The 23304-nt window shown below is 40.0% G+C and carries 24 protein-coding genes and 1 other RNA gene; 12 read left to right on the forward strand and 13 right to left on the reverse strand.

Annotated elements, in window-relative coordinates; translation table 11 throughout:
• Window positions 1–13 precede the first annotated feature (13 nt).
• From BUE31_RS02545 to BUE31_RS02560, 4 genes are all read right to left on the reverse strand, one after another.
• Window positions 14–1141 (reverse strand): aspartate aminotransferase family protein, encoded by a 1128-nt coding sequence (locus tag BUE31_RS02545; RefSeq protein ID WP_073399950.1) that lies wholly within the window; start codon window positions 1139–1141, stop codon window positions 14–16.
• A gap of 144 nt (window positions 1142–1285) precedes the next feature.
• Window positions 1286–2272 carry an N-acetyl-gamma-glutamyl-phosphate reductase gene (gene argC, locus BUE31_RS02550; RefSeq protein WP_073399952.1) on the reverse strand — a complete coding sequence of 329 codons (987 nt, stop codon included), beginning with the start codon at window positions 2270–2272 and terminating at the stop codon, window positions 1286–1288.
• On the reverse strand, window positions 2262–3464 hold the full coding sequence (gene argG / locus BUE31_RS02555; protein WP_073399954.1) for an argininosuccinate synthase: 1203 nt from the start codon (window positions 3462–3464) through the stop codon (window positions 2262–2264). The genes argC and argG overlap by 11 nt, the downstream gene beginning before the upstream one ends.
• Window positions 3465–3564: 100 nt before the next feature.
• Window positions 3565–4209: an N-acetyltransferase gene (locus BUE31_RS02560; RefSeq protein ID WP_073399956.1), complete on the reverse strand. Its 645-nt coding sequence runs from the start codon at window positions 4207–4209 to the stop codon at window positions 3565–3567.
• Between the two features lie 88 nt (window positions 4210–4297).
• Between BUE31_RS02560 and BUE31_RS30925 the strand changes: the two genes are divergently transcribed.
• Entirely contained in the window at window positions 4298–4441 is a 144-nt protein-coding gene (locus BUE31_RS30925; protein ID WP_159440627.1) for a hypothetical protein, read from the forward strand.
• Between the two features lie 188 nt (window positions 4442–4629).
• Here BUE31_RS30925 and BUE31_RS02565 read toward each other — a convergent pair whose 3' ends face one another.
• The 4 genes from BUE31_RS02565 to BUE31_RS02580 form a co-directional block, all read right to left on the reverse strand.
• Window positions 4630–5586, reverse strand: coding sequence for a YpdA family putative bacillithiol disulfide reductase (locus BUE31_RS02565; protein WP_073399958.1), 957 nt, complete (start codon window positions 5584–5586; stop codon window positions 4630–4632).
• Window positions 5587–5818: 232 nt separating this feature from the next.
• Window positions 5819–5917: signal recognition particle sRNA small type (ffs, locus tag BUE31_RS02570), an RNA gene on the reverse strand.
• Between the two features lie 162 nt (window positions 5918–6079).
• The gene (locus BUE31_RS02575; RefSeq protein ID WP_073399960.1) at window positions 6080–6706 is read right to left on the reverse strand and encodes a 2'-5' RNA ligase family protein; all 627 of its coding nucleotides are present in this window, start codon (window positions 6704–6706) and stop codon (window positions 6080–6082) included.
• Window positions 6707–7024: 318 nt separating this feature from the next.
• Window positions 7025–7585, reverse strand: coding sequence for a 2'-5' RNA ligase family protein (locus BUE31_RS02580; RefSeq protein WP_073399962.1), 561 nt, complete (start codon window positions 7583–7585; stop codon window positions 7025–7027).
• A 74-nt stretch (window positions 7586–7659) separates the two neighbouring features.
• Here BUE31_RS02580 and dinB point away from each other — a divergent pair, with 74 nt between their 5' ends.
• Window positions 7660–8844 (forward strand): DNA polymerase IV, encoded by a 1185-nt coding sequence (gene dinB / locus BUE31_RS02585; RefSeq protein ID WP_073399964.1) that lies wholly within the window; start codon window positions 7660–7662, stop codon window positions 8842–8844.
• Window positions 8845–8977: 133 nt separating this feature from the next.
• On the opposite strand, the gene BUE31_RS02590 is transcribed toward dinB, so the two are convergent.
• The 5 genes from BUE31_RS02590 to BUE31_RS02610 all read right to left on the reverse strand — a co-directional run bounded on the left by BUE31_RS02590 (window position 8978) and on the right by BUE31_RS02610 (window position 12358).
• Window positions 8978–9505 carry a GNAT family N-acetyltransferase gene (locus BUE31_RS02590; protein ID WP_200801850.1) on the reverse strand — a complete coding sequence of 176 codons (528 nt, stop codon included), beginning with the start codon at window positions 9503–9505 and terminating at the stop codon, window positions 8978–8980.
• Window positions 9506–9645: 140 nt separating this feature from the next.
• The gene (locus BUE31_RS02595) at window positions 9646–10236 is read right to left on the reverse strand and encodes a hypothetical protein (protein WP_073399966.1); all 591 of its coding nucleotides are present in this window, start codon (window positions 10234–10236) and stop codon (window positions 9646–9648) included.
• Complete coding sequence (locus BUE31_RS02600; RefSeq protein WP_073399968.1) at window positions 10223–10720, reverse strand: RNA polymerase sigma factor; 498 nt, start codon at window positions 10718–10720, stop codon at window positions 10223–10225. Before BUE31_RS02600 ends, BUE31_RS02595 begins: the two co-directional genes overlap by 14 nt.
• Before the next feature lie 44 nt (window positions 10721–10764).
• Window positions 10765–11292: a hypothetical protein gene (locus BUE31_RS02605; protein ID WP_073399970.1), complete on the reverse strand. Its 528-nt coding sequence runs from the start codon at window positions 11290–11292 to the stop codon at window positions 10765–10767.
• Window positions 11293–11398: 106 nt separating this feature from the next.
• Complete coding sequence (locus tag BUE31_RS02610; RefSeq protein ID WP_073399972.1) at window positions 11399–12358, reverse strand: hypothetical protein; 960 nt, start codon at window positions 12356–12358, stop codon at window positions 11399–11401.
• Between the two features lie 500 nt (window positions 12359–12858).
• On the opposite strand from BUE31_RS02610, the gene BUE31_RS02615 reads away from it, so the two are divergent.
• From BUE31_RS02615 to BUE31_RS02660, 10 genes are all read left to right on the forward strand, one after another.
• A complete protein-coding gene (locus BUE31_RS02615) occupies window positions 12859–14574 on the forward strand; it encodes a GMC oxidoreductase (RefSeq protein WP_073399974.1) in 1716 nt (571 codons plus the stop codon).
• A gap of 310 nt (window positions 14575–14884) precedes the next feature.
• A complete protein-coding gene (locus tag BUE31_RS02620) occupies window positions 14885–15880 on the forward strand; it encodes a phosphotransferase enzyme family protein (RefSeq protein WP_073399976.1) in 996 nt (331 codons plus the stop codon).
• 15 nt (window positions 15881–15895) lie between these two features.
• The gene (locus tag BUE31_RS02625; RefSeq protein ID WP_073399978.1) at window positions 15896–16240 is read left to right on the forward strand and encodes a winged helix-turn-helix domain-containing protein; all 345 of its coding nucleotides are present in this window, start codon (window positions 15896–15898) and stop codon (window positions 16238–16240) included.
• Between the two features lie 80 nt (window positions 16241–16320).
• Complete coding sequence (locus tag BUE31_RS02630) at window positions 16321–18318, forward strand: TonB-dependent receptor plug domain-containing protein (RefSeq protein WP_073399980.1); 1998 nt, start codon at window positions 16321–16323, stop codon at window positions 18316–18318.
• Window positions 18319–18454: 136 nt separating this feature from the next.
• Window positions 18455–19606 carry a cytochrome-c peroxidase gene (locus BUE31_RS02635; RefSeq protein WP_073399982.1) on the forward strand — a complete coding sequence of 384 codons (1152 nt, stop codon included), beginning with the start codon at window positions 18455–18457 and terminating at the stop codon, window positions 19604–19606.
• Window positions 19603–20109, forward strand: coding sequence for a molybdopterin-dependent oxidoreductase (locus tag BUE31_RS02640; RefSeq protein ID WP_073399984.1), 507 nt, complete (start codon window positions 19603–19605; stop codon window positions 20107–20109). The genes BUE31_RS02635 and BUE31_RS02640 overlap by 4 nt, the downstream gene beginning before the upstream one ends.
• Complete coding sequence (locus tag BUE31_RS02645) at window positions 20110–21252, forward strand: hypothetical protein (protein WP_073399986.1); 1143 nt, start codon at window positions 20110–20112, stop codon at window positions 21250–21252.
• Window positions 21253–21300: 48 nt separating this feature from the next.
• Complete coding sequence (locus BUE31_RS02650) at window positions 21301–21729, forward strand: VOC family protein (protein ID WP_073399988.1); 429 nt, start codon at window positions 21301–21303, stop codon at window positions 21727–21729.
• Between the two features lie 265 nt (window positions 21730–21994).
• Entirely contained in the window at window positions 21995–22648 is a 654-nt protein-coding gene (locus BUE31_RS02655) for a DUF4331 family protein (protein ID WP_073399990.1), read from the forward strand.
• A gap of 25 nt (window positions 22649–22673) precedes the next feature.
• Entirely contained in the window at window positions 22674–23222 is a 549-nt protein-coding gene (locus BUE31_RS02660) for a DUF4331 family protein (protein ID WP_073399992.1), read from the forward strand.
• Window positions 23223–23304 lie beyond the last annotated feature (82 nt).

A 23304-nucleotide genomic window follows, 5' to 3' on the forward strand; every position in this document is an offset into this window, starting at 1 on the left:
AAAATGGTAATGGTTATTGATTTAATACGGTTGTAAATGCGTCTAAAAACCTATCTGCATGTGCTTTTGTTAAATTAAGTGCAGGTAAGAGTCTTACTACGTTTGGCTTTGCCTCACCCGTGAATATGTGATGCTTAAATAAAAGCTCCTTACGTGCATGAGCAAATTCAGCAGGCAATTCAATGCCAATCATTAACCCACGGCCACGTACTTCGGTAACCTGTTTAAACTTTTTAATTTCCTCAATCAGGTAGCCACCAACTTCTGCAGCGTTTTGCATTAGGTTATCCCGCTCCATTACTTCAAGCACCGCTAAACCTGCAGCACAGGCAAGGTGGTTACCACCAAATGTAGTACCCAGCATACCATAAGAGGGCTGAATTTTAGGCGATATGATAATACCGCCAACAGGAAAGCCATTGCCCATACCTTTAGCCATGGTATAAATATCGGCATTGATACCGGCATAATCATGCGAGAAGAATTTACCGGTTCGTCCGTAACCGCACTGTACAGAATCTGCAATAAAAACGGCATTGTTGGCATCACATAGTGACCTTATCTTTTGCAAAAAGCTTTCAGGCGCTACCTGGATACCGCCAACGCCCTGGATGCCTTCGATAATAACAGATGAAATTTCATTTTCGGCAAATGCCTGCTCTAAAGCTGCTTCATCTTTCCATGGTAAAAAGATAGCATTATCAGTTTCGTTTACCGGAGCAACAATTTTAGGATTATCAGTAACGGCAACAGCCAAAGAAGTACGCCCGTGAAAAGCGCCGGTAAAAGCAATTACTTTCTTTTTACCATTATAAAAAGATGCCAGCTTTAAGGCATTCTCATTTGCTTCAGCACCTGAGTTACATAAAAATAGTTGATAATCTTCTTTACCAGAAACATGGCCTAATTTCTCAGCCAGTTGTTTTTGCAAAGGGATTTCAATAGAATTTGAATAAAATCCTATCTGGTGCAGCTGATCTTCCAATCGTTTAACATAATGCGGATTGGTATGACCGATAGAAATAACCGCATGGCCTCCATAAAGATCTAAATACTCAGTACCCTTGTCGTCATATACAAGACTGCCAACACCTTTTACAATATTTATTGGATTGATAGGATAAACGTCGAATAACTTCATTTTTTTGAGGTGAAAGGTAAAAGGCGAAAGGTTTCCGCATCCTACTCAATTTATATCTAATTATTTACTTATCAAGATGAATGAATAACTGGCTAGTGTTGGATTCTCACCTTTCGCCTTTTACCTTTATCCTTTCACCTTCTTCTAAAATCCGGTTGCTTTTAACCGTAAACCCGCCTTTTCGTCCAACCCAAACATCAGGTTCATATTCTGCACAGCTTGTCCCGAAGCGCCTTTTAGCAAATTATCTAAAATGCTAATAATCAAAAGCTTGTTGCCATGTTTCTTGACCTGGATAAAGCATTTATTGGTATTTACAATTTGCTTTAAGTCGATATCATGCCTGGTTACATGTGTGAACGGATGCGCATCATAATATTGATGATACAGTTTTAATGCTTCCGCATCTGACAAATCAGTATCAAGATACATGGATGCGATTATCCCACGGGTAAAATCACCACGGTACGGGATGAAATTTATTGCCTGGTTAAAGCCTGATTGTAATTGTCTTAGCGACTGCCCGATCTCGTTTAAATGTTGATGTTCGAATGCTTTGTAAACCGAAAGGTTATCATTACGCCAGGTAAAATGTGTAGTGGCTGACGGACTTTGCCCGGCACCTGTTGAACCTGTTGTTGCCGTAACATGCACCTCGCTGTTTAATAAGCCCTTTGATGCCAATGGGAGCAGACCTAATTGCAAACACGTAGCAAAACAACCTGGGTTGGCAATATTACTTGCTTGTTTAATAGCTTCACGATTTAACTCAGGTAACCCGTAAGTAAAGCTTTTTGTTTTAAGCTTTGAGCTTTGAGTCAATCTAAAATCCTGGCTTAGGTCAATGATCTTAATATTATCAGGGATTGGGTTTGCTTCCAAAAACTTTTTAGCATCGCCATGCCCAACACAAAGAAACAGCACGTCAATATTATAAGCCAGCTCAGCAGCAAACTTAAGGTCGGTATCGCCAAACAGGTCGGTATGCACATCATAAACATGGTTGCCCGCATTGCTGGTGCTGTGCACAAAAGAGATCTCCACATTGGGATGGTTGATCAGGATCCGAAGCATTTCTCCTCCGGTATAACCTGCCCCGCCAACAATTCCTGCTCTTATTTTAGTTTCCATGGGTTTCTGAATTAACCTTATGATAGATCATTACCTGGTTGCCAAATATTTTGGAGAACCCTTTAACATCCTCGCCGCTCCATGAATTGTTCATCTCGCCGTACGTGCCAAATTTATTAGACATCAGATCATGTGCCGATTCAATTCCTATAATTTGGAAACGATATGGATGCAGCTGTACAAATACTTTACCGCTTACATACTGCTGTGTATCACTTAAAAAGGCTTCTATATTACGCATGATAGGATCATGGAACTGCCCTTCATGCAGCCAGTTGCCATAGAAAGACGATAGTTGGTCTTTCCATGAGAGCTGCCATTTGGTAAGCACGTGTTTCTCTAAGGTATGATGCGCTTTTATAATTACCATTGGTGCAGCCGCTTCAAAGCCTACACGGCCTTTAATACCTATAATGGTATCGCCCACATGGATATCCCTGCCAATGCCATAAGGCTGTGCAATTGCTTGTAGCGCCTGAATAGCTTTTGTTGGATGGTCAAACTTTTCATTATCGATTCCAATTAGCTCTCCTTTTTCAAATACTAACTCAAGATTTTTAACTTCAGACTCGGTGACTTGAGTAGGCCATGCCTCTTCAGGCAGACCAAGGTTTGATGTTAATGTTTCCTTACCGCCAACTGAAGTTCCCCAGATGCCTTTATTGATGGAGTATTTTGCTTTTTCAAAGTTCATCTCCACACCATGATCTTTCAGATACTGGATCTCTGCCTCGCGGCTTAATTTTAAATCGCGGATAGGGGTGATGATCTGTACTTCGGGAACCAGGATATTGAAGATCATATCAAAACGCACCTGGTCGTTACCGGCACCTGTACTGCCATGGGCAACAAACTCGGCCCCTATTTCTTTAGCGTAGTTTGCTATAGCAGTTGCCTGGCTAACCCGCTCGGCGCTTACCGAAAGGGGATAGGTGTTATTTTTTAAAACATTGCCATAAATCAAAAAGCGAACGCAAGTATTGTAGAAGTTTTTTGTTTCATCAACCACATGATGCGAGGTAACGCCCATTTTATAAGCGCGTTCTTCAACACCTTTAAGCTCTTCATCGCTAAAACCACCGGTGTTTACAATTACCGAGTGAACTTCATAACCCAGATCCTGTGTTAAATATATGCAGCAAAAGGATGTATCTAATCCGCCACTGTATGCAAGTACTACTTTTTTCTTCATGGAATGTATGTTTATGTAGAGACGCAATACTTTGCGTCTTTGTAATAATTCATTGTTTAATGGTAAAGGGCGTATGCAATACGCCCGTACGATTGTTTAATTAATCGTGATCAGCACCTATGCGCTTTTTTATCGCGTTTTCTATACGCTCTAACAAAGTGGCTTTATGCGTGATCTTTTTCATTTTATCTTCGTATTCCTTTTGCTTTTCAGCCGGATCAAATAGCATGGCGGTGCACATGCAGTTTTTACGGCCTTTGCTGGTAAGGATATCAAAGTTGACGCAGCTTTTGCAGCCTGCCCAAAAATCTTCATCCTGCGTAAGCTCAGAGTAGGTTACCGGTTCGTATCCCAAATCTGAGTTGATCTTCATTACCGCCAAACCCGTGGTTAAGCCAAAGATCTTTGCATTAGGGTATTTGGAACGCGACAATTTGAAGATGCTTTCTTTAATAGCTTTAGCAAGTCCCTCTTTTCTAAATTGGGGACTAACAATTAAACCGGAGTTTGCCACAAAATCACCATGGCTCCAGGTTTCTATGTAGCAGAAGCCTGCCCATGTACCATCTTTATGAAAAGCTATCACAGCCTTGCCTTCCAGCATTTTATTGGCTACATATTCGGGCGAACGCTGTGCAATACCCGTTCCGCGAGCCTTTGCAGATTCGGCCATCTCATCGCAAATCAGCTGTGCATAGTCTGCATGCTGAGCGGTTGCAACCTGTATATCAAAATCTTTAATCATTGAAATAGAAAAATTACCGTTAAATTATTGGCTTTTTAAAGCATTAATAATTAGATGATCTTTTTTTGATGAGGTTTAATAAACCTCAATGGGTATAGGAAGAGAAATAAATCAAACCCGGGGCATGTACGGCCTTCGTCGTGAAGGAGAAAATAAAAAAACAGTTGAAACCAAAGCAGCTGCAACCGGAGCAAATATTGCTCTGATCATTGGCTTATTTAAGCTTTGTTGATTCATTTTGATGTTGTTTTTATTGTTTTTTAAATTTTGTGCAAAGTATTGCATTAATTTTTATTTATGCAAGAAAAAAATGAATTAGTTGATTAGTGAGTTGTTGATTGAGTTGATTAGGTTTTTTGCATGACATAAGTTTTTTAAAAGAACCGTTTAACCAGTCACTTAATCAACTCAATCAACCACTCACTTCCTCCCCACAATATCCTCCAAAATCATCTCCGCATGCACCCTTGAGTTTTCAATGAACCATAAATGGGTATCCATTCCGCCGCAAACTACACCGGCAAGGTAAAGGCCGGACAGGTTGGTTTCCATAGTTTCGGGGTTGTAATGGGGGATAAACTTATCATCGGTTAGCGTAATGCCCAGCTTTTTTAAAAACTCAAAGTTGGGCCGGTAGCCTGTCATTGCCATTACATAATCGTTAGGGATAGTTACCAGGCCCGCAGGGGTTTCAATATCAACCTCATACTCACGCACAGCTTTTAAATGGGAATTGAAATAAGCCTGTATACTGCCTTCTTTTATACGGTTGATAATATCAGGCCGCACCCAGTATTTAACCCGGCTGCTAACTTCTTCACCGCGAATAACGAGTGTAACATCAGCCCCCTTACGGTAGGTTTCCAGTGCTACGTCAATTGCGGAGTTGCTTGAGCCTACTACAACCACCTTTTGCATGGCGTAATAATGCGGGTCTTTATAGTAGTGCTTTACTTTTGGCAGCTCCTCGCCGGGGATATCAAGCTTTACAGCAATGTCATAAAATCCGGTTGAAAGGATCACCTTTTTAGCCTGGTAGATTGCTTTGCTGGTGGTAATGGTAAATACATCGTCCTTTTTTACCAAATTGGTAACTTCTTCAAATAAATTAACCGGCAGATTATTTGATGTAGCAACCCTGCGGTAATATTCCAATGCTTCGGAACGGGTTGGTTTGTTACTGATTGTTACAAAGGGAATCCCGCCAATCTCCAGTTTCTCGGATGTAGAGAAAAACGTCATGGTTGACGGATAATTGTATAGTGAATTAACCAGGCAGCCCTTTTCAACAATTAAAAAGCTTAAGCCTGCCTTTTGCGCCTTTAGTCCGCATGCTATTCCGATGGGGCCGCCTCCTATGATGAGTATATCGAGCATTGTGTAGAAGATATTTTTGCGAAGATAGCTTTTTTAGAGATTAGAGGCCGGAGATTAGAGATTAGTTGAGTCGGTAAAGTCCGAAAGTCAGTAAAGTCCGAAAGAAAAACAGGGGAAGAGGAAGAAAAGTCATTGAGTTATGCGATTAGTTCCCTTGGGAAAGAGGAGGTAGGGGGCTCGCCGATAGATGTATACAAGCAAACGCCTGCAAACCGAAACATAAAGGCACAAAAAAGGGTAAGCTACTTTTATCGCGCCGCTCAACTCTCTACCCTTGCTGCGTTCCCACCCTGGGGGAGTTCAAGAGGAGCTGGCCGTAAAAGACTTACCCCGCCGCAAAGATAGGAAAAGGTTTGTTTTTGGTTAATAAATTGTTAAAAAAGGCTATTTATTGTGATAAGGTTTAGGTTTTTCTATGCTGAAATATTGTAATACAACAGGTTACACAAATAAAAAAGTTTAATTATTTAAAGATCATCCCCATTTACACGGTTTAAAAAAGACTAAACTGCGGTGAGGCTGACTGTTTTTCTACCGATGCCGGCGCTTTATGCTTTGAATTTGCGAACGTATAAAAATCATACCTGCTGTTAAACGGGATCTCTTTGATCTTTTTATAGCTTTTATCGTGACCAATCGTATCCCTTCGTAATATAGTAAGCCTGTCAATTTTAATTTGCTCGTTCCATTCCAGCTTTTGAAAATAAGGCCATAATTTATTAAAAGCCTTATTCGGGATGCTTTTGGCTATGGTTATGTGAGGGATAAAATCCTGCCGGCTAAAATATTTTCTTAGCTGTTTAAACCAGACTTCGGTTAAAGGGGTAGAATTTATTTTTGCATAAATTGTAGGATTGTATTGATGATCAAAAAAATCAAATCCATTCAGATCCAGAATTATCGGCGAAAGGTTTTGCAGGTCGCGTTCCAGTTTGGGGATCATCGGGTCAATCCATACCGATCTTTTACGGGGCCAGTATTGAATGGTTATGTGTGCCTTTGCATAATGACCCTCATATTCACCAATAACGCGTGCACTGCTATTTTTTAGCTGTTTTATACTGTTAGTAACACTTTCAGATGGTGAAAGCACTATTAAATAATCATGGTAGGCTGTCATAGCTTCATTGATTTGATGAAACAAATATTGCTAATATTTTTAGTATTTGCAAATAATTTTTGATTTTTTTTTGAGGTGGATCTGATAAATTTGTAGTTTACTTTCCTGTTTAAAATATTGTTTTTACACCATTATTTTTCCTTCCCTCTTTACGCGCAGCGAAGAGAGGGAGGTCCAGCGAAGCGTTGACCGGGTGAGTAAATATGCGCGCAATATTAACGCAAATGCATTGGCGTAAATGCATGGCGGGGGGGACTCACCGACATTGCTTCGCTCGTCACCCTCTCTTCGCCTGCTGCGGAAAGAAGGAAAATTATCCTAAAACGCCAGCAACTTATTACCAAAGTGCAGCTCGCGGTAAACTTTCCATTCGTGGTGTTCTGCAAAAGTGTCTCTGTGTAAGATAGTTAGGTTATTTACAATAAACGAGTGCTTAAATTCCCTCCTCTCAAAATTTGGCCAGAGTTTGTTGAATGCCGTTACCGGGATGTTTTTTGCGATGGTGATATGCGGTACAAAACCCTTAACCTTTATCCCCATTTGCATGGTGAGCAGCTTAAACCAGTTTTCGGCACGGCCCGTGTGTTCAATTTTGGCGTAGATGGTTTTGGTGGTTTGGCTATGGCTAAAATGGTCAAAGCCATTTAGATACAGCTCAACCGGGGGCATAGTGCTTAAGCGTTGCCCCATCCTTTGTATAGCTGGCTGTGCCAAAAAGGGTTTGCAGCGTACCTGGTGCGTTATGGTTATGTAGGCCCTGCTGTGCATCCCCTCAAAATGCCCGATTGTATTTACCGATGCCCGCTTATACCTGCTGATCTCCTTAACCAGGTCGGCTGGTAAGGAAATTATCATCAAATAATCAGCGTAGGCAGTCATAAATAGCGATTGAATTACGGGTGTAAAAATGCTAATATTTTTAGTAATATCAATTAATTTTTTACATTTGTTCCATGCAAACCAAACGCACCATCATGCATATTGATCTTGATTCGTTCTTCGTATCTGTTGAACGTAAGTTTGATCCTTCGCTTATCGGTAAGGCGGTGATCATCGGCGGCTCGGCGGATAGGGGTGTGGTGGCCAGCTGCAGCTATGAAGCGCGTAAGTTTGGGGTGCATTCGGCTATGCCTACGCGGCAGGCGCTTAAGCTTTGTCCGCATGCTATTGTTTTGCGTGGTTCGCATGGCAGGTATGGCGAGGCCAGCAGGGAGGTAACTGAGATAATCCACAATGCTGTGCCGCTGTACATGAAAACATCTGTAGATGAGTTCTATATTGACTATACGGGGATGGACCGCTTTCATAACTGTTATAAACATGCCAGCGAACTAAGGCAAAAGATAATAAAGGATACCGAACTGCCTATTTCGTTCGGGATGTCATCAGGTAAAACGGTGTCCAAGATGGCTACCAACCAGGCAAAGCCCAATGGGCAGCTCTATATTCCGCATGGGAGGGAGAAAGAGTTTTTGGCGCCATTGGCGATAGGTAAAATCCCCGGGCTTGGCGAAAGCACGGCTAACAAGCTGCACCTGTATGGCATAGAGCGGATTGGTCAGCTTCAAAAAATGGATGTACGGTTTTTGGAGACAGTTTTTGGCAGGATGGGCAAATACATATGGGAAAAGGCAAATGGTATTGATGACAGCGAGATTGTGCCTCACAGCGACCGTAAGTCCATCTCGACTGAGCATACCTTTCATACCAATATTAACGACAGGCAAGCTATAGAAACTATCCTGGTATCAATGACGGAAGAGCTGGCCGGGAAACTGCGGAAAGAAAACAAAGTGGCATCATGCCTGGCTATAAAGGTGCGCTATGCCAATTTTGAAACCCATACCCAACAGGAAAAGATAGCCTTAACCGCAGCCGAGCATATCCTGATCCCCGGGATAAAAAATTTGCTTAAAAAAGCATGGAACCAGCACAGGCCGATCAGGCTGATAGGCGTAAGGCTTAGTAACCTTTGTACAGGCAGCTACCAGATAAACTTGTTTGAAGATAACGAGGAACGGATAAAGCTTTACCAGGCCATGGATAAGATCAATTTTAAATTTGGTGAAAAAACTGTTTGCCGGGCTGCAGGGATGGAGATTGGGACAAGGAATTTTAACCCGTTTATGCGTGGGTGAACTAAGATTTTTAGGATTAGTAGGATTTTAGGATGAAGTAGGAAAACTTACGAAGTTTTTAAAACTTCGTAAGTTTGATGCATAATTAATTAACTCGAGATAGGAATCCTTACATCATTTAATCCTACAAATCTTAGTTCAAAACCTTCTTCATCAACAAATCCGTTTGCTTGTCATCGCCCAAGAAAAATTCGTGGCTGCTGAATACTTCAAAGCCGTTGTGCTGGTAAAAGCCTATGGCATTGGCGTTATGCTCCCACACGCCCAGCCAAACGTATTCAAACTGCTTTTTAGTGGCGGTTTCAACTGCGAAATCCAATAGTTGCTGGCCAATACGTTTTTTGTGATGCTGGCGCGATACGTAAATTCGTTCAATTTCCATGGCGTTTTCGTCCTTGAACTCGGTTTGGGCATCGTTAAAGTTTAACTTTAAATAACCAGCTACTTCATTATCAAGCATAGCAAAATAAAATTCAGAATCGGGGTTGATCAGTTCAGTCAGTATTTTTTGTGATGTAAAAGCAACGGAGGAATAAGCTTCCATGTTTGCGACCTCATTCAGTGGGCCAAAGAAATCGAAAAAGGTTGTTTTACTGAAATCAAGCAGTACAGCTGCATCTGTCATTTCAGCTTTTTGGATGGTTACTTTATTAGGCGACATTGGTATTTTAACTTAGTGATCTCCGCACCCTCTTTGTGATCTTTGCGGTTATTTTAACACGGAGATGCAGAGGAGGCACAAAGTACGCGGAGTTTTTTATATAATATTCAAATTTTCAAATCAACACATTTTCAAATCAATCAATCGAACTGTTCCTGTAGTCTGATCAGCCTGTCAATCATCAGGTTCAGTTTTTCCTCTTCGTTTTTAAACATACGGGGCTTAAGGTAAAAGGTGATGAACAGGAACCATAAAATTATTGACCCGTAAGTGACCAGCTTAAAGTAAAGGGGGGCATCTTCCAGCACCTCGACAAAATACAATGCCAATCCAACACTTATCAACAGCATAAATAAATAATAAAACCAGCCTATTACTTTGCTGCGGTTTTTTTGATAAGCTTTAAGGGTGTTTAAATATTCGGTTGGGTTTTGGGTGAGATCGTGCTTATTCAGGATATGATAGTGACGTATAATGAGGGACAGGTACATTAGCATAGTAACTAAAATAATCAGGATGCCTATAATAGTGGCAGGAGAGCGAAATGCAAAAAAGAAGGTAATGATAAAGGCGCAGACTATTAAAGCAATCATTGCCACAATACCCCAGTATAACTTGCTGGTTATACCGCGGATCCCCTTTTTTACCTGCTTTAGCGCCTCGTCCACCGAAAGCTTGTCGGGTTTTGGCTGTCCCTGCCAAACCGACATTAAGTGCTCAAACTCTTTCATAGTGGTTATACAATTCTGTTAATTTCTGTTTAATACGATATATTTTCACCCTTAAATTCCCCTCCGAGATCCCCGAAACATCCGCAATTTCGGGGTATGGCACTTCATCAAGCACCAGTGTAATTATAATTCTTTCTGATTCTTCCAATTTCGATATACACTTATAAAGCAAGACGACCTGCTCATTCTTTTCAGATAGTTCTTCTTTTTTGTTCTCAGCAATAAAAAGTGTAAGCTCGTCTTTTGCCTGTCGTTTCTCCGAACGCAGGTAAGTAAGGCAGGTATTAACAGCAATACGATAAATCCAGGTTGAGATCATTGCCTGGTTACGAAATTTATCAAGGTTTTGCCAAACTTTTAAAAATGTTTCCTGTAAAAGGTCGTTCGCAGCATCATCATCCCCGGTGTAACCATAACACAAATGGTAGATTTTTTTTGAATTGGCTTCATAAATCTTCTTAAAAGCTGCTTCTTTTTCTGCCACTATCAGTTAATTTTTATTAGTTAGATTTTATAACCCCAAAGATGTTACAACAAATAGTCATTCTTGTAAAACCATGGAAATTTATTTTCGGCCTCATCAAGCAGCCTGTTATATTCCTGGCTATGATCAAACTGCAGGTCCTCGTGTAGTTTTTTAATGTTTGCGTTGATCTTGTCCACCTGCCTCATTAATATCAACCTTAAGGGCTTGTAAGAAGTGTTTTTGTTGATGTATTGCAGGTAGTTAAAGCAAAAGCTTAAAAGCAGGTCAATTTCTGCAGGTTTTGAAGCTATAAATTTGGTGTATTTACCAATCAGCCTTAAAACCTTACGTACACTTTTTGATGCCAGGTAGCTATGCGATGGCAGCTGGCTCAGCATAAAACCAACTTCGGCCTTTACCTTTTCAACAAAGGCATGTTCATCATTGGCTTCAAACAACAGGTAGGCAAGCAATTCTTTGTTCTCCTTTTTATACCTAACCAGGCGCAGACAAAGCTCAGCCAATTGCTCATGCGGCAAATGCTGAACTTCTTTCTTTATATCCTGTAAGCCATAGGTAGATATGCTCATAAGTTTTAGTATGGGTGCAATTTACTAAATTTTGTAGTATGTCGGTAATTTTGGCTATTTGCATTAACAAAATGGCAATAACATACAATGTTACACTATGAGAAAATTATTTCAAATCAATATTTTCAGACCTTATAAATTCTTGATAAGGAAATTCAGTAGACGTATTAACAATTTTTACGACATACTTATATTCTCTTACATTTTTATCAACCATATTTTCATATATAACTACCCCATCTATATATACATATGCTTTTTTATAAACCGTCAAATATCTAAACCAATCATTAGTAAGTTTTATTTTTCCTGTAATCGATCCATTATAAGGAAGCGATTCAGTTATATAAAAATTTTTTATGCTGAATTTTATTGTATCAATGTCTTTCTTTTTATTAATTGTATCAATGTAAATAAAACACTTGCTCTTCAAAACTTTAACAGGTGTTTTTGTAGCATTGGAGATAGAATAGAAAACTTTCTGGGTATCCATTCTAACCAAAATTGTATCTATTTTTATTTGAAGATATGGTTCGTTTTGGGCCTTAAATTGTTTCTGAGTTTCTTTAAGAGATGCTATTTGAGCGTTAAGCGAACTATCCTGAAGTTTAAGGTTTTTTTCAGCTCGCTTATCTCTTTCATCTTCTCGTTTATCACTTTCCGTAGCATCTTTGCGAGATTGAGTATAGACTTTGTTTGCATTGGTTGTGTCTGCTTTAAAAACGCGCTCCGCAATGGATATAGATTGCCTTGTCAAGCACCCCTGCCAAATGGAAATCCCGGCAAGAATTGCGGTGAAAATGAAAAGCCCACAATTAATAATTACAGACCTGTTGGCAATTTTGTTAGCGTCAATTTGTGGGCTGTTATCGCTTTGTGGATTAGAAAAGTTTATTACTACATGTCTATTCTCGGTATTTTGTTCATAGTTTGTTGCGTTTTCGTTTCTTACCTGATCTAAACTGGTATTTACGGAAATATTAACAATAGGGGTGTTTTTACTCCTGTTAGATATAGGAGGCTTAGGTTTATCTTGGCCGGGGTTATTATTTGGGGGTGGTGGCATTTAGGTCTTATTTTAATAAAGATACTTTTTGCCATTCAATAACCAAATTATTTATCCTTTTCAGTCGGCGGCAAGTCTTCTTTCTTAGGCGGCTTAGTCTTAAGAAGATGTAATAAACTCCTGTTAAATTCAGTAAGTATCACAGGTCCCGGCTCGGGCTTTATAGCTCTTTTAACATATCTTCTTTTACTCATTTTGTCAATTCTTTATAAGTTAAACAACATACCAAGTTTGTTAATACAAAATCGGAACGCGATGAAGTGGTAAATTTACGAGCATTATAACGTAATGTATATTCATTTACGTAAGCCTATAAATGTTCGCGGCTAAGATGCCGGTAGGTGGATTGTATAAATGTTGTGACTCCATTAACCAAACTGGCTGCCCATAATTGTTTATTAAACATTTAATGCTTTGCTTAGTTAACACAAATTTATATTATTGTATAACCAATAGTTCTCCACTTTTTACGCTCTTACACCAATAAATAAACTTAAATTATGGCAGCAGATACTGTAAATATAAACGGCAAGGCTAAGATCAATAATACTTACGATGCAATTGTTATAGGCTCGGGGATAAGTGGCGGATGGGCTGCAAAAGAGCTTACCGGCAGGGGCTTAAAAACCATTATGCTGGAGCGCGGTCGTAATTTTGAGCACCTGAAAGACTATAAATCAGCAGCAAAAGACCCCTGGGAATTTGAGCACCGCGGAAGTGTTACGCAGGAACAGCGAAAAGTACGTCCTGTAATTTCGCGCGGATGGGGAGCTACGGAGCCTATTATGGATTATTGGGTTAATGAACAGGAAGCACCATATACCGAGATAAAGCCTTTTAACTGGTGGCGGTCGTACCAGTTGGGTGGGCGTTCCATTTTATGGGGAAGGCAAAGTTACCGCTGGAGCGATTTTGATTTTGAAGCAAATGCCAAAGACGGCTGGGCAATTGACTGGCCAATAAGATATAAAGACTTGGCGCCATGGTATGACCATGTAGAGAAATTTGCAGGAGTGAACGGATCAAAAGAAGGCCTGGCGCAATTACCCGATGGGCATTTTTTGAAGCCTATGGATCTGAATGTTGTGGAAAAAGATGTTGCTGACCGCATTAAAAAGCATTATAACAATACCCGGCATATGATAATTGGCCGCAGCGCCAATCTTACCGAAGCTATTCCGGACAGAACTGCCTGCCATTTCAGGAACAGATGCTGGGAGGGGTGCCCGTTTGGAGGGTATTTTAGCACACAGTCATCTACTTTGCCGGCAGCCGTGGCTACAGGCAATTTAACGGTGAGGCCGTTTTCAATTGTTACTAAAATTATTTATGATAAGAACACGCAAAAGGCAACAGGCGTAGAGATCATTGATGCCGAAACGCATCAGACCTATGAATACCATGCAAAAATTGTGTTTGTAAATGCTTCAGCCTTAAATAGCGCATGGGTTTTAATGAACTCGGCTACAGATGTATGGCACGGTGGATTGGGCAGCAGCAGTGGCGAGCTTGGTCATAATATTATGGATCACCATTATAACCTCGGTGCATCGGGCACAGTTGAAGGTTATGAGGATAAATATTATTTTGGAAGAAGACCTAATGGAATTTACGTAGTACGTTTTGCTAATTTGTTTGGCGATAAGCGCGATTATATGCGTGGGTTTGGTTACCAGGGCAGCGCAAGCCGTGATGGATGGAGCAGAAACGTAGCCGAGCTTAATATAGGGTCAGCATTTAAAGAAGCACTTACCGAACCGGGGCAATGGTCAATCGGCATTGGCGGCTTTGGCGAGCTGTTGCCGTATCATGAAAATAAGATCACGCTTGATCCGCATAGAAAAGATAAATGGGGTTTGCCAATTTTAGCGATGGATGCCGAAATAAAGGACAATGAAAAAAAGATGCGGGTAGATATTGTGAAAGAGGCCCGGGAAATGCTGGAAATTTCAGGTGTTAAAAACATTACCTCATGGGATAGAGGGCACAATGTGGGCGATGGGATCCATGAAATGGGTACAGCCCGGATGGGACGCGACCCTAAAACATCGGTGCTTAATGAACATAACCAGGTATGGGATGCTAAAAATGTGTTTGTAACTGATGGCGCCTGCATGGTTTCATCGGCCTGCCAAAACCCATCATTAACTTATATGGCATTAACGGCCCGAGCTGCTAACTTTGCTGCAGATGAATTAAAGAAGGGTAATATTTAAGGGGAGAGGTTAAAGGCGAAAGATAAAAGCTGAAAGGTTTTTGTGATTAAATGAATGTAAGTTCGATATAAAGGTTGGTGGAACATTCTGATTATAAGCAACTTACACCTATTTAATTCTTTATAAATAGCTAAATATTTGATAATCAGTATGTTTCACTGCGTTCCGGGTGTTCCGTCATAAAAATGGAACGCTTGTCAGCGTAGATACACAAACTAGCGCTTCGCCTCAACGCGGTTGGAGAAGGGTTTAAGAGGGGATGGCCGTTTGCTTATGTCTCATGTTAAATTAATAAAACAATTACTAATTAATGGATATTTTTCCGACGCAGTATTCCACGCTTTCGTCAATTGCTTTAAATGGGTTTCTTTCAGAACGTTATGGATTTATAGATACATCCTGCCGTTTACTTATCCGTAATGTTAGTGATACTTACCTGGTGGAGAACCGGACAGACAAATACATTTTTAAGATCTATCGTGATGCGCACCGAAAGCTGGATGAGATAAAAGGCGAGGTTGAGCTGCTTACTATTTTGGCTGATAAAGGGGCAAAAGTCTCGTACCCGATAAAAGATATTAGGGGCGATGTTATCCAGGCTTTTAATGCTGCCGAAGGCACCCGATATGGTGTTTTATTCACTTATGCCATGGGAAAGGTGGTTAACGCCATGAATAATGAGCAATTAGTGGTGTTGGGCAGGGAGATGGCAGTAATACATAACATAACTGCCAATATTGAGCTGAGCTACAGGCGGATAGTATTTGATACAGATACAACCATTACCGAGCCCATTAAAATTATAAAAAGCGTATTTGATGAGTTACCTGATGAATATGCTTATTTAACTGATACTGCAAAAGAAGTAATTGAAAAGCTCGGGCAGTTTGATTATTCCAACTTTAGTTATGGTTATTGCCATTATGATTTTTTGCCAAAGAATTTTCATTTTGACGGGGACAATAACATTACCTTTTTTGATTTTGATTTTGCAGGAAAGGGCTACCTGGCAAATGATATAACCATATTGTATATTCATTACTTTTTAGAAGCAAGTTCAGGGAAAATAACGAGGGAAGAAGCCGACTCCGCTTTCGCTGTTTTTGTTGAGAATTACCGCAAGGTAAGGCCTTTGCATTATGATGAGCTTAAGTCTATTCCTTATTTGGGCTTTGCGTTTTGGGTGTTTTATCTTGGGTTTCAGTATGATAATTTTGATGATTGGTCGAGCATTTTTTTCGGCCCTAAGTTTTTAAAGGATAGGGTAGCGTTGATAAAAAGATGGATGGAATGGTTTGAAATATAAGCTACCTTTATTTTTATGAATGATTCAAAATTTAATCTTGATGGCCGCATCTGGATAGAAACAGCAGGTGAGAAAATACTGGGACACGGGCGGGTTGAATTATTGGAAAGGATCAAAGAATCAGGCTCTATCCGGCAGGCTGCATTGCAGATGAAAATGTCATACAAACAAGCCTGGGACCTGATCAACCATATGAATACACATTTTACATCGCCTGTTGTAATATCACACAGAGGGGGCAAAGGCGGCGGGAACGCTGTAGTAACAGATTACGGACTTAAAGTGATCAGCCAGTTTCATTCCTTTCAGGTTAAACTAAAGGCCTTTTTGGCTGAAAATAGCAGCGAGATCAACCTGTAAATTTTAATATTACTTAATTGTAAATAAAAGAAAACATATTCCCATTTTTGCGTTATATAAATTTTAATATATCGCTTTGTATGAAAAAAACCTTACTCAATTTATTATTCGTTTTTATTACCCTGGTTACTATAAAGGCTAATGCGCAAAAAACCGACACCGGTAAGCGCGTTTTTCAACTGGGGCAGGTAACCATTAAAGGAACCCGCGACAGTTTAAAGTCAAATAAACTAAATGCCGCCTCAATAAATTTATATAACAGACTCACTGTATCACAAGCTTTAAGCTTATTGCCAGGGATTACTTTAACCGCTGTTGGTGCGCGTAATGAGTCGGCAATAAATGTACGTGGTTTTGATATCAGGCAGGTGCCCATTTACCTTGACGGCGTGCCGCTTTATGTGCCATACGATGGTTATGTTGATTTGGGAAGGTACAATACCTTTAACCTTTCGGAAATTGATGTGGCAAAAGGATATTCATCGGTGTTATTCGGCCCGAATGCCGAGGGCGGCGCAATTAACCTGGTTACCCGCAAGCCGGTGAACCAGTTTGAGGCAAACGTAGTTGCGGGCTGGTTAAATGGTGGATACCGTTTAAATACAAACCTGGGTGGTAATTTGGGCAAGTTCTATTATGAGCTATCAGCATCACAATTAAAACGAAATTATTACCCGCTTTCGTCATCCTACATCCCAACAAAAAATGAAAATGGCGGGCACAGGGATAATTCTTACAGCAATGATATTGGTGTAAGCGGTAAAATTGGCTTTGTTCCAACCGCAAACCAGGAATATGCCATTGGGTATAGTTATCAGCATGGTACAAAGGGTACCCCTGTATATGCCGGGAATGATCCGTTAAACTCGCTTTCAAAAAGCGCCCGTTACTGGAAATGGCCAAACTGGGATACGCAGGGCCTTTATTTGCTGAGTAATAACAAACTGAACAGCACCAATGTTATCAAAACCCGCTGGTATTATAACCAGTTTAAAAATGAGATTGATAGCTATGATAATGCTACTTATACAACTATAAGCAAACCTTATGCTTTTAAGAGCATTTATAACGATTATACATTGGGAGCAAGCTTAATATTCGAAAACACAGACATAAAGAACAACAATTTCAGCATTGCAGGTCATTACAAGCAGGACGTACATCGCGAGCATAATGTTGGTGAACCAATAAGAAGGGATGCCGATAATAATTTTGATATAGGGGCCGAGGATACCTACAAGATCACATCAGCCTTAAAAGCAAACGCCGGGATCAGCTATAACGACAGGAGGAGCAGCGAGGCGCAACAATATACCGGTGGGGTAGTTTCCGATCTGCCAGCCAACAGCAACGGCGCATGGAACATACAAGGCTTATTGCAATATGATTTTGATAAGGATAATGCGCTGAGCTTTTCTGTTGCCCGTAAAACCCGCTTTGCGACTATTAAAGACAGGTATTCATACCGATTTGGTACGGCTATCCCAAACCCTGATCTGAAAGCTGAAGATGCTTTAAATTACGATTTGACATACCATACTTTACTGGCAAGTAAGCTAAGTATTGAAGCATCCGGTTTTTACAGCAAAATAAATAACAGTATTCAAAACGTTAATAATGTACAGTTCAATTCAGCTACAAATACTTCTGTTTCACAGGTTCAAAATGTGGGCCGGGCAGAATATTATGGAGCGGAGCTGGCTTTGGGCTATGCCATCAGTACGCAATTCCAGGTGAATGCGAATTATACACACATTGTTCGCAATAATTTATCAGCTCCGAAGATCTACTTTACAGATGTGCCAAGGGATAAAGTGTTTGCCTCGCTTGAATTTAAACCCATCAGCAAGTTGTATATCCTGGCTTCTGAAGAATATGATTCAAAAAGGTTCAGCACCAGTTATGGAACCGTATCGGGTGCATTCTATTTAACCAATGCAAAGGTGCATTTATCGCTGGCCAAAGGCTTTTCTGTTGAAGGGGGAGTAAATAACCTGTTCGACAGAAATTATACGCTTGTTGAAGGTTACCCGGAAGAAGGACGGAACTATTTTGCTAATATTATCTATAACTATTAGTGGGGGAAAAGAGTCAGGAATTCAAGAATCAAGATGCAAGAGAGAAAAAATAGATCAACATAAGATTAATACGTTTACTTTCTTTATTTATCTTGATTCTTATATCTTGACTTCTTGATTCTTATATTTAAAACGAATGAAGATAAACAAGTATAACATTGTTTTTATCAGGCATAAAGGCTTTGTTATACTTGTGCTTTTACTGTTGATAACAGCTTTATCGGCATGGACTACAATTAGGGATGCTATTGAAACCGGGCCTTATCAATTGGTATATCCTGCCAATTTTGGGAACCGCATTAATGTTCCTGATGATAACCCAACCACCAAACAGGGGGTTTATTTGGGCAGGTTATTATTTTATGAGAAGAAGCTATCAGCAAATAATACCCTGTCATGTGCCAGTTGTCATCAGCAGGATAAAGCATTTACTGATGGTAAAGCACTTAGTGAGGGTGTTGACCAGGTACTAACTGCCCGAAACTCCATGTCGCTGGCTAACCTGTTGTGGACAAGAAAGTTCTTTTGGGATGGAAGGGCAGGTAGTTTGGAAGATCAGGCAATTACCCCAATGATTAATCCGCATGAGATGGGTCAATCGCTGGATGTATCTGTTAAAAAACTCAGTAACACAGCTACTTATCCTGCTCTATTTAAACTGGTTTATGGTAATGAAACCATAACGGGTGATAGGATCTGCAAAGCAATTTCACAGTTTGAGCGCACGCTTATTTCGTGTAATTCACGGTATGATCAATATTTAAAAAACGCTTACCTGCCAACCAGGCAGGAACTGAACGGGATGAATTTGTTCATGAACGGACCTAATCCTGAAAAGGGCATCCGCGGAGCTAATTGTGCACATTGCCATGGCGGCCCTAAAACCTATAACGAACTTTTTCACAACAACGGGCTGGATAGTATTCCTAAAGATGTAGGTATCGAGTCTTTAACAGGTTTGGCTGCAGATCGTGGTCGTTTTAAAGTGCCAACCCTGCGGAATATAGCCTTAACTTCTCCCTATATGCACGATGGCAGGTTTAAAACCTTAGAAGAAGTTGTAGATCATTACAGTGATCATTTAAAAGAATCGGAGGCTTTAAGTACTTTTTTACGCGGAGAATCAAACGATATAGGCGGGAAGACCTTACATTTAAGGCCGGATGAGAAAAAGGATATCATTGCATTTTTAAACATGCTTACGGATTCAACATTTATTAATGACCCGCGTTTTTCTGATCCGAATAAAACAATCGCACTGAAAAAATCAAAATCCAACTCCAAATGAAGAAATATACATTTATAATAATTGCGCTGTTCGCGTTTTTTATAAACGCTTATTTAACAAAAGCACAGCCAACTACTAAGGATGCATCTGTAAAAGTAACAGGTGAGGTAACTTTACCTCTCGACTTAAAATTAGCTGATCTACAGCAATTTAAACAAACTGAAGTTACACGAAAAGACAGGGATGGAAAAGATCATACTTATTCAGGTGTAATACTTTCAGAGATCTTGCAAAAAGCTGGCGTTACATTAGGAAAAGACCTGCGCGGCGAAAACCTTACCAAATTTGTACAGGTTACAGCCAGCGATGGTTACCAGGTTGTTTTCGCACTTGCTGAGTTGGATAAGGATTTTACAGACCGGATGATCATACTTGCTGATAAAGTTGATGGCAAACCATTGTTGCCTGCTGACGGCCCATTTCGTATTATTGTACAGGATGAAAAAAAGCCGGCACGATGCATTAAGCAGGTAAGCGGTATAAAGGTTCAGTTTGCCAAATAAATGAAGAAACACTTATTTGTATTCCTGATTTTTATTTTAGATATCGGGCTTGTATCGGCACAAACGCCAATTGTTAAAAGTGTTGAGCTGCATACAACAGTGCCAGGGCAAACACAGTTGAAATTACTGAATGCCCTTGATACCTTAATGTTGCATATTAGTAAAGGTACACCTCAATCAATTGAAATAAACCAGGTTGGTTCTGCATTAAGCTTATCGGTTTTCAAAGATCTCAAAGGCATTGAAAATAATGCAAAGGGTGAGCATTATTATAACCCAACGCTTTTAAATTTATACCCTGTAACAGGTAATCAGTATTTTATTTCACTGGCTTTTATAAGTAATGTTTCTACAGGTAATCCTGTCAGGGCAATAATTGATTTGGTTGCCGCTGTTGATAGTAACAGTACTACTTTCTCTATCCCTGTTTATTACCTTACCCGTAGTTGGAAAACAGTTAAAACAGGTAATATAACCTATCATTACGCTGATAATATAAATATTTTAAGGGCTAAGGGGTTTGATAAAGCAAATACAAGAATTGCATTAAAACTGGGCCTAAAGCCAGAACAATTTGATTTTTACCTGTGCAATAATTACCAGGAAATAATACACTTGCTTGGTTACGGGTATGACAGGGAATCTGCAGGCATTGTAAGTGATGGATATGGGGTAGATGCCCACACCATTTTTTCTATTGTGCATAATGAGGATTTTTCGCATGATACTTTCCATTATTATGCAGCAAAAGTCAGAAAGAACGCCCGTAATTCGGCAGCAGAAGAGGGAATTGCCTATAGTTGGGGGAATGCCTATTATACTGATGAGCATGGCGAAATGATAACCCAGAAACAATTGGTGCCAAAGTTAAAAGAATATCTTCTGCAGCATCCGCAAGCAAGCTTACTCGAATTGTTTAGCAAAAACCCTATGATCCTTACCGGGCAGTTAAAGGTACGATCATTATTAGCTAGCCTTATTTGCGATGAGGTAGAACGTAAGCAAGGAATTACCGGGATAAAGGAATTGATTAATTGCGGCAGGGGAGATGATAACTATTTTACTGTGGTAAATAAATTTACAGGCATTAACACCTCAAACTTTAACGAACGGGTAAAAGCGTTACTGGAAAATTATAAATAAACTTTTAACTTAGTTAAATATTGATCTCAACGGCCCTTAAATACCAAAATGGATAAAGAAAAACCTTTTGATAAAAATGATATTGAAGGTATGGCCCCGCTTATATCGGTGTTTGATATGCCTGTGTCGTTAAAATTTTACAGGGATCTGTTAGGCTTTTCTGTTGCAATGTCATCTGGAGAAGGAGATGATGTAGATTGGGTGCTGTTAAGGCTCAATGAGATTGAACTGATGCTGAATACTGCTTATGAAAGCGCATTTAGACCCTTAAAACCAGATACAGACCGGATTGCAGCTCATGAAGACATGACTTTATACTTTGGCTGCCCGGATACCGATGCTTTATATGAGCATCTTCAAGCCAATAATGTAGCTGTTAGTAAACCCGAAATTACCAGGTACAACTGGAAGGCATTGACCCTTAAAGATCCGGACGGATACGGGCTTTGTTTTCACTGGCCATTGCCAAATTCCTGATTATTTATTGAAATTATAAATATGGTTATTTATATATAATTATAATCGCTCCCGTCAGGAGCATTATTCTTTCTTCCCATCTTTTTTTAACTTTTATAGCTGCATTATGCTTTAGATTCAATGCTGCTACCTCAATTTTCATTGTGTTTTTAATTGGTAATATTATTTATTCCCCAGAGGAGTAAGTAAATAATATTTATTAAATCCGTTTGCTGCAAGGCTGCGTAATTCTTTAAAAATCATACTATAACTTAAAAGATTACAAATGAAAAAGACTAAACTTATTATTGCAGCCGCTGCCATGGCATTAGTACTTGGCGGGGGGATCTTGTGGGCATCGGATCATGCCGATGCACCCAACGTAAAAGGAAAGAGTACAGACATTACAGATCTGTACGTGTTTCAGGGTGAGAACACCAGCAATCTTGTTTTTGTTGGAAACGTACAGGGATTATTAAGTCCCACGGCCACCAAAACCGCCTCATTTGACGAAAACACCATGATTGAATTTAAGATTGACAACACCGGCGACAATGTTGAAGACCTGGTAATTCAATGTGTTTATAAAGGCGGCAAAATGTACATATACGGGCCGGTAAAACCTGTTAGCCCGGGTACATCAAGTACTGTAGTGGGTACGGCATCTGTAGTGGTACCTGTTACACCTTATGGCGCTGATGCTGTTACTGTAACTTCATCAACCGGCATTAAAGCGTTTGCAGGCCCAAGAGATGATCCTTTCTTTTTTGACCTTGATCAATTTCACAAAATTGTCGGCGGAACAGCTTCAGGCTTTAACAATCCCGGAACTGATACTTTCGCCGGAACAAATGTGCTGAGCGTTGTGGTTGAAGTACCCAAAAGCATGTTGAACAGCACCGGTAAATTGGGTGTCTGGTTACAAACAAAAACTAAATAATTAATTAAAGAAAGAAATCAAGATCATGAAAAAGAATATATTATACAGCATAATCAGCCTTTGCGCGTTAACCATTACGCTAAGCGCCTGCCATAAAGATAAGAAAGTTACACCAGGTGATCCCAATACCGGACAAGTGTTTTCAGTAGCAGGCGACCAGGTAGGCCGTCCCGGTATTGCTACCGTTTTTGTTAGCGCTGCCGATAAAGATAATTTTAACGTAACTGTACCATCTGTAATGGGGGCTGCTTACCAGGCAAAATTTCAAACCCAGCTTCAGGCCTATAATGGTGGTGCGTACACTACCAACTTATTAGGCTTATCTGCTTCAGCATTTACAGGTGTTTTAGCAACCGATGTATTGGGTGTTTCCACAACCGGTAAAACTACTTATTATGACGGAACAAACGTATTGACAGGCAGAACCCTGACGGATGATGTTATTGATGTAAGTTTAATTTTAATATTCGGCGGTCCTGATGCCTCTAAAAACCCGGGTTTAACATCAGATCATGTTAATGGTAATGATAAACCATTTTCAACTTCATTCCCTTACGAGGCCGCACCCTGGTAATATTAATTTAATCTATCTGAATAAAAGGCCGGGGTAATTCCCGGCTTTTGTTTTAGGTTCCATTTATCCAATTAATTTATAC

Source organism: Mucilaginibacter sp. OK098, from assembly GCF_900142915.1.
GTDB lineage: Bacteria > Bacteroidota > Bacteroidia > Sphingobacteriales > Sphingobacteriaceae > Mucilaginibacter.